This is a genomic window from Sulfuricurvum sp., assembly GCF_028688295.1.
Lineage (GTDB): Bacteria > Campylobacterota > Campylobacteria > Campylobacterales > Sulfurimonadaceae > Sulfuricurvum.
On record NZ_JAQTYM010000048.1, the window covers coordinates 1 to 7,895 of the forward strand.

The 7,895-nt window shown below is 37.6% G+C and carries 4 protein-coding genes; 1 reads left to right on the forward strand and 3 read right to left on the reverse strand.

The genetic code is table 11. The annotated features are described in order from the left end of the window. Positions 1-150: 150 nt before the first annotated feature. Genes PHR02_RS09645 through PHR02_RS09655 form a run of 3 tightly spaced genes read right to left on the reverse strand, consistent with a single transcriptional unit; the run spans position 151 to position 4,484 of the window. Complete coding sequence (locus tag PHR02_RS09645; RefSeq protein ID WP_299991566.1) at positions 151-792, reverse strand: response regulator; 642 nt, start codon at positions 790-792, stop codon at positions 151-153. Beyond that, positions 793-2,625, reverse strand: coding sequence for a histidine kinase dimerization/phosphoacceptor domain -containing protein (locus PHR02_RS09650; protein WP_299991568.1), 1,833 nt, complete (start codon positions 2,623-2,625; stop codon positions 793-795). Continuing rightward, on the reverse strand, positions 2,622-4,484 hold the full coding sequence (locus PHR02_RS09655) for a histidine kinase dimerization/phosphoacceptor domain -containing protein (RefSeq protein WP_299991571.1): 1,863 nt from the start codon (positions 4,482-4,484) through the stop codon (positions 2,622-2,624). The genes PHR02_RS09650 and PHR02_RS09655 overlap by 4 nt, the downstream gene beginning before the upstream one ends. A 331-nt stretch (positions 4,485-4,815) precedes the next feature. Between PHR02_RS09655 and PHR02_RS09660 the strand changes: the two genes are divergently transcribed. Further along, the coding region (locus PHR02_RS09660; protein ID WP_299991573.1) for a VCBS domain-containing protein at positions 4,816-7,895 on the forward strand (3,080 nt) is incomplete at its 3' end.

Genomic DNA, 7,895 nt, shown 5'->3' on the forward strand with positions numbered 1-7,895 from the left:
TCATACCTTATGAGAGTTTAAATTCTTTATGTATGAAGTTTACACGCAGAGTGTCATCGGTGTGTCATCAGAACAGATGGATAGCTTTTAATGATAGGTAGAGAAGATGATGGCACACTATAAAGCCATCTCATAATTAGGAAAATAAGTCTATTCTAACAGGGTATAGCCCATATTCTTAATATTATTGATCTTTAGATTGTACTGTTTCCGGAGTTTTAGGATGATGTTTCGAAGGGTTCCCCCGTTAATCTCATCGGGATTTTCCCACAAGAGAGCAAAAAATGTTTCATGAGCGACGATGTTGTTGCGGTTTTTGATCAACTGCGCAAATACGATCCTCTCCGCTACAGAGAGAGGGATGATTTTCTCCTCTAGTAATACCGTTCCGTTATTATCAACAGAAAAAGGAAATGGTTTGGGAGGGAGTGTATTGAGAAGATTTTTAAAGAGTACAAAAGCGGCGATCAGATTTTCTTCTGAGATCGGTTTGATGAGATACGACAACGGTTTTAGGGCTGTCGCTTCATGAATGGTATCCATATCTTTATACGCCGTTAAAAAGAAAAAAGGGATATTTTTGCTCTTTAAGATACGGGCGACATCGATCCCGTGTTTTGGACCTTTGATATTGATATCGACGATAGCACAATCAATATGGACTTTATCAATTTGCTCCATCGCTTCATCATAACTTTGTGCAATTCCTACGACTTCGATCGATTGCATGAGTGCAACATCGGCTATAAAATGAGCTACGAGCCATTCGTCTTCGATAATTAATAGATTCATTTAAAGATTCCCATCACTCAAAAATTCTAACTCAATATGATTGGGATAAACCATCATTTCACCGTCCATCCGTTTTACAAACTCCTTGATCATTGCCCAGCCGAGTTTTGGAAGACCAAATGAGATAGAATTTTGGACCTTTTGGAATGCTTCTTGGTGATCATAGCCGTCATTATAGTAAAAAATGCTCTTCTTATTATTTTGTGTAAGCTTAAGATGAATGGGATGCAACTCTTTCGAATATTTGATATGGTTTGTGATCAGTTCATTGAGTATAAGCCCTATAGAGATAGTATGATCAGTTGATACAAAAACAATCTCATCAGAATCAAATGAAATTTCTAGATGCGGATAGAGGCGCTGGAGTGAAAAAATCAACCGTTCAATATAGTCGTTCATTTGCACCGTACTGACATTATTCTGAGCACAGAGAGTCTCATGAACAGCAGCAATGGATTGGATTTGTGATTCGAGTGTTTTGAGGGCACTTTTCATCTTCTCATCGGCTTCTTTACGTTGTATCCACAAGAGACCGATAATAAACTGCAGGTTATTTTTGACGCGATGCGTTAGTTCACGCAGGAGCAGTTCTCGTTGTTTTAACAGATCTGATAGGTCATGCGTTCTTTTTTCAACGATTGTTTCGAGCTCATTGGTGTGATTCTCGATCAAACGAAACGCGTTAGCATAACGTATCAGTAAGATGGTTGCTTGTGCCAAAAGATAGATAATAAATCCATAGGGCATCAAATCCATTGCTAAAAATAGTATGATATTTTCAAAAAACAGCAAATCATGAATGATGCTTAAAGAAAAAAGTATGAATGCTGAAAATGCCAAAATAGAACCGGCTTCATGGGTACGTAGGGATTGAAACAAAAGCCAAAAAATATAAAGTATAAAGGTTACTACTACGAGATTGTAATACATTAATGATGTCGTGAATACAAGGGTTGATGCAAATAAAACGAGTGTCACAAAAATTATCGATACAACAAAATAGAATCGTTCTGCGTTCAAATACGCGTGTTTATTGTACAAAGTCCCAAAATATTTGATAAAAAACGGCAATGCTAGATAGCCGCTGGCGTATTCGAGGCGAGTAAGCATCTCCCAGGAGAGATCGGGAAAAAACTCTAAAATGATTTTTTCTCCCGTAGTCGTCGTCCGTATCGCTAATGAAAGGCAGACAGCACCGAACCAAAGAGGCGCTTGGTCTTTTCTCCATGCTAAAAAGATACCAATATGGTAGATCCCGAAAAGTGTTAACATTACAAATACAATTTTTTCGATCACTTTTCCATCAGTATGAATTTGTTCCAATACCCCGACAGATGCGATACGCGGTGTTCCATATAGCCCCATATGACGATGCTCGGAATTTCCTAGATGGAGTAATAACTGAGTATGCTCAGAGGTAGGGGTAAATTGTAAGATGGGGTAAGATGCTTGGGCTTTGTGCATACCGCTCTGAGGATAAAAAGTCCCCGATGAACCGATACGTTTTCCATCAATATAGAGTTCCCATACGCTATAGGGCTGCTTTAAACTGATAGAGAGTGGTTTATTAGGAATTGTTTTAAGTAAGAGAGCATAGGTAACAATTGTATGTGGATCTTCCAGCCGATCTTCGATATATTGGGGGACATTTATGGTTGCTTTTGAGAGATTTGGATCATCAAAGCGCTCAATAAAATAAGGGGCAAACGACCATTCTCCTTTGAGCATAAGCGGCTTATCCAAACGGGTTGCATCCACTTGGACAACAGCATATAGCGGAAGTGTATAGATAATCGTAAGCAAGAGGCTTAATAAGTATTTTTGTAGTCTCATTTATCCTCGTTGTAACAGTTCAATTTAATTTCGAGACGCTCTTTATACGGAATGATTTCACCATTGATTTGTTTAATCAGTACCTTAATCATCGGCCAACCGAGCTTAGGTAGACCGAACGTCGATACCTCCGTATGATGAAACATTTCACGATGATCATGTCCGTCTCTATAGTGTAGCACGATTTGCGTATCCTCGTTTGATTCTATAGAGATAATGACCGGCGAAACGTCGGTTGGATTAGAGTGTTTGAGATGGTTGGTGATCAGCTCATTGATGATAAGCCCTAATGAGACGGCATGATCGGGATTTATGTAAAAAGGAGTGCTAGGCTGCGTATAAGTGATTTCGACTTTTGGATAAAAATTTCGGATTGAATGGATAAAATTGAGCATATAGTTGTTTAACTCTACAAAGGTAACATTCTCCTGAGAACAAAGTGTTTCATGGACGGAAGAGATAGATTGGATTTGGGATTCGAGGGTTTTAAGTGAAACAAGGGTTCGTGGATCTGCCTCTTTTCTCTGGATAAGTATAAGGCTGATTATAAATTGCAAGTTGTTTTTGACTCGGTGTGTCAGTTCGCGTAGGAGTAACTCACGTTGTTCTACTAATCTACTAAGCTCTTTAGTTCGATCGGCAACAACATGTTCGAGATTGTCAGTATGCTCTTCTATTAGAGTAAAGGTCTGTGCATATCGTTGAAGTAAAATGGCCGCTTGAGCGATGAGATAGAGGACAAATCCATAGGGAGCGATATCTGTGGAACTGGCAATTACATTGTCAAAGCGTAGAAAATCGTGAATGAGTAATCCGCTCAAAATAACAAAAGTGACAAATGCTAACAAAGAGCCCGTTTCTTTAACCGAAACGGCACGGAAGAGTACAATGAGGGTGTAGATAATAAAGCTGAGATAAACAAATTCATACGTTAAAAGAAATGGAGTAAATGTGAGTGTTGGAAAAAAGGAAGCCAACATCAGAAAAAAGAGGGCGATTGTAAAATAAAAATATTTTGCGACTCGAATAATTTGGTTGGGATAGAGGGAATCGAGATACCACACATAAAGAGGAAGTGATAATAAGCCGCTGATATATTGTGTCCGTAATAACATTTCCCATGAGAGAGAATCAAACACATCGACTAAAATCATTTCACTCGTACTGCTCATCCGTAATGCGACAAAAAGAGAGAGTATCCCAAACCAAAGCGGTGCTTTGTCTTTTTTCCATACCGCAAATAGTCCGATGTGATAAATCCCGACTAAGATTAAAAGTGCTGTAATCACTGTTTCAAAAAGATACTTTTTAAAATACGATTGGGTCATAATTTCTGTAGAAGCAACCGTAGGCGTTTGATAAAAACCGATGTGCTCATGTTCTGAGTTTGCTAGTTGAATCAAAAGAGTTGTAGTTTCGGAAGTAGGAGTAAATGTAATATTTTTACGATAAATTGCCGCTTTGTGGTCAGTTGAATGTTCTGCAAATTTACCAGATTGTGCCACTAAAATATCGTTGATATAGAGTTTCCAAACACTAAACGGTTCATTAAGATCGAGAGTTAGCGGAATATTGGGTAGTGTTCGAAGTTTCAATGCAAACGTTACTTCACTCTGAGAAGTATTTAATTTCGATTCAACAAAATGGGGAAGTAAAATAGATTGATGTTGAAGTTCAGGGGCTGAAGCATGTGAAATAATACCGGGAGAAAACCCCCATGGACCACGTAGTTCGAGAGGTTCTTTGAAATTGGTTGCATCCATCGTTGGTATTGCATACAATGAAGTGGTAAAAAAAGTAAAAAGTAAAAAAGTAAAAAACGTATTAAAATAGTGTTTGCATTTATCTAAAATAGTCATTAAATATACAGATAATTGTTTGTACACATCATTTCCCTTTTATGAGAGACAGAGTAATCTTTTTTTGCTTAAAAGTAGAAATTAAAATACTCTACTTACCATTGTTGAGAGTGTTTTGCGTATGCAATATTGCAGGTTTTTGAGCAGTATTTTGGTCTCTTATGATAGTGCCGAAAAACACTTAATTGTCAAATTTTAAATATATTATTTGCTTTATTTTAATAAAAGATTGATATCTATAACGAAATTATGCGATTTCAATACTAAAGTACTATTGAAGACTTGCACATATTGCAATACTATAACCACACTAAAATTGTGGAGTTTTAAAATGGCAAATGGAAAAGTCGTAGGAATAGTTAAAAGTATAATTGGAACTGTTCAAGTTATTGATAAAAATGGAAGTATAAGAACTTTAGAAGTCGGGGGTTATTTATATGAAGGGGAAAAAGTCATCAGTGATGATGCGAAAGCATTATTGCAAATTAAATATTTAGAATTTCCAGATATAAAAAATTATACAGGTGTTTTTACGATTTTAGTTGATAATTCAGTTGCAAGAGTTGCGAATGAAGATGTAAATAGCATTAATAAAAATGATCTAGCAAATATGACAGAGACTGAAGCAGGGCAAGAAAATTCTTCAGAGCATTTTTTACCAAGTTCATTTCAAAGCGTAGCAGCACAAAATGTTTTTGAGATCGACAGAGGGAAGAAAACTGCGTTTGGTGATGGAATAATAGATTCTGGAAAAAGATCGAAAATGCTGTATGATGGAGGTGACCAATCTCCACCCGTTTTTCTATCAAACAATGTTGTTATTTACAATGAAGAAAGTGATGAAGACATTATTGATATCAATACGAGTGATATGAGCAGCGTTTCCTTTTCAATAGAAGAGGGGCTTGATAGTTCTTTGTTTTCTATTGAATCTACTACGGGTGTTTTACAATTTACATTTATTCCAGACTTCGAAAATCCTCAAGACGATAACGGTGACAATGAATATAATGTTGCTGTTACCGCAACAGATGTGTATGGAAACTACACAACACAGATGCTCTCTATCTTCATTAATAACATTAACGATAACCGTCCAGAATCGCTTTCTGAATCTTTTGTATCAATAGAAGATACTATAGAACTCATTTCCGGACAATTATACGGAAAAGACGCGGATGGAAATAGTTTTACCTATGTACTTGTTGAAAACGTAGCTGAAGGGGAGTTGACTTTTAGCAGTGATGGGCAATATGTATTCAGTGTCGGCGAAGATTTTCAAGATCTTGGTCTTGGAGAGACAAGAGCTGTGACGTTCACATACAAAACACTCGAGATATTGACACCTGAAGGTTTTGAAAGTGATATAGCAACCATAACTATCACCGTAACGGGAACCAATGATATACCTTTTGCCCAGATCGATGAGAGAGTAACGACTGAAAACACGAACATTGTAATAGACGTGCTTGCAAACGATACGGATATTGATACGACTGCGACGTTTACGCTGGATAATGTCTCTGTAGCAGTAGGACAAGGAAGTGTATCGATTGTAGAAAATCAATTGGTGTTCAATCTAGAAAACGATTTTGATTATCTTGCTGTGGGTGAAAGTACTCAAGTATCAATATCATACGAAATGAGTGACGAACAGGGTGCAAAATCATCTTCGATTGTATTGGTCACGGTTGTTGGTAGGAACGATCAGCCTGTGGTTTATGGTGTGAATATGAATGAGAGTCCAGAGATCATTCCCCTAGTTGAAAAAATGTTTTATGAGACGGATGGGATTGAAACCGTGTATGTAGGACAATTGAAGGTTTTTGATCTTGATGTAACGGATACACATGTATTCCAATTGATTGAAAACTCAGTAAATGTCGTGACAAACAGTGGCGTTTCTGTAGAAAATCTAAAGGTTGTGGTGAACGGAGACGGTGTTTTCGAAATTATCGGGAATTTTGATCATTTGTCAGACAATGAAACTGCAACCGTCACATTTCAATATGTAGCCATTGATGATTCAGGTGTTGGGACGGGAGATGTGCTTAATCAACAAGAGACTTCTGCCCCAAAAAGTGTCACACTTACGATGACAGGTACGAATGATCAGCCAATAGTTTCTGATGTTGTAATCATGGATTTGATTTTAGAGCGTGATAATATTCAGACGGTATATCAAGGAGAATTGTTCTTAAGAGAAGATTTGGATTCTACCGATACACATACATTCCAGCTTGTATCAGGATCGCAGAGCGTTCAAACCAGTGGGGCAGTTATTGATAACTTTAGCGTAATGCTCAACTTAGATGGACATTATGAAGTCAGCGGTAATTTTGATCATTTATCGGAAAGTGAAACGGCTCTAATAGAATTTAAATATACGGCAATGGATGACTCTAATACGGAAAATGCGGTATCTCAAGAAAAGAGAGTACAACTTACTGTGACAGGAATGAATGATCGTCCTGTAGTATCTGATGTAACTATTTTAGATACGCTGAATGCAACGGATGGGTACGAAACCATATATAAAGGTGTATTAAACGTAAAAGATATTGATACGTCCGATACACATATTTTCAAACTGGTTAATAACACTCTCCAAGTAGTCACAACAAGTGGGGTTGTACTTGACAACATCGATGTGAGTGTCGATGAAAACGGTGCGTACAAAGTTAACGGGAATCTCGATGCACTTAATAATAACGAGAGTGCAACCATCTTTTTCCAATATTTGGCAATTGATAATTCTCAAACGGATTCATCTACCTCAGAGGCGAAGACGGTTAGGCTTACTGTCAATGGAAAGGATAATGTCACTACGATCAATGAATCAACTGTCGCTAATGGAAAAACGATTGAAGACAGTATAGAAACTGTGACCGGAAAGATTGATGCAAGTGATCTTGATACGACGGATAATGATTTAACATATACACTGAATGCGACACAAGGTGTGTATGGGGAAATCTCTATTGATATGCTTAGTGGAGTGTGGGCGTATATAGTTGATAATACGAGAAATGTTACACAAGCACTTGAAAAAGATCAACAGGTGCGTGAGAGTTTTATCGTTACTGTAGCTACTAAGCAGGGTGAGACGGTCAGTCAAACAATTACAATAGATCTTGTAGGTACAAATGATACACCGATGATAGCTACAGTATTAGCGGTAGAGACAAAAGAGGATGCTGCGGTAATATATGGCAAATTAATAGCCAATGATATCGATCAAAACGCTGTTCTGACCTATAGCGCAGCTGCGGTTGCAGGGTTTATGCTGAATGGACAAACTGGTGAATACAGTTTTGATCCAAGCAATGAGAATTATCAGTACCTTAATGCCGGAGATAGCCTAACGGTTACGATCCCTGTGAGCGTAACGGATGAGCATGGTGCGAAAGC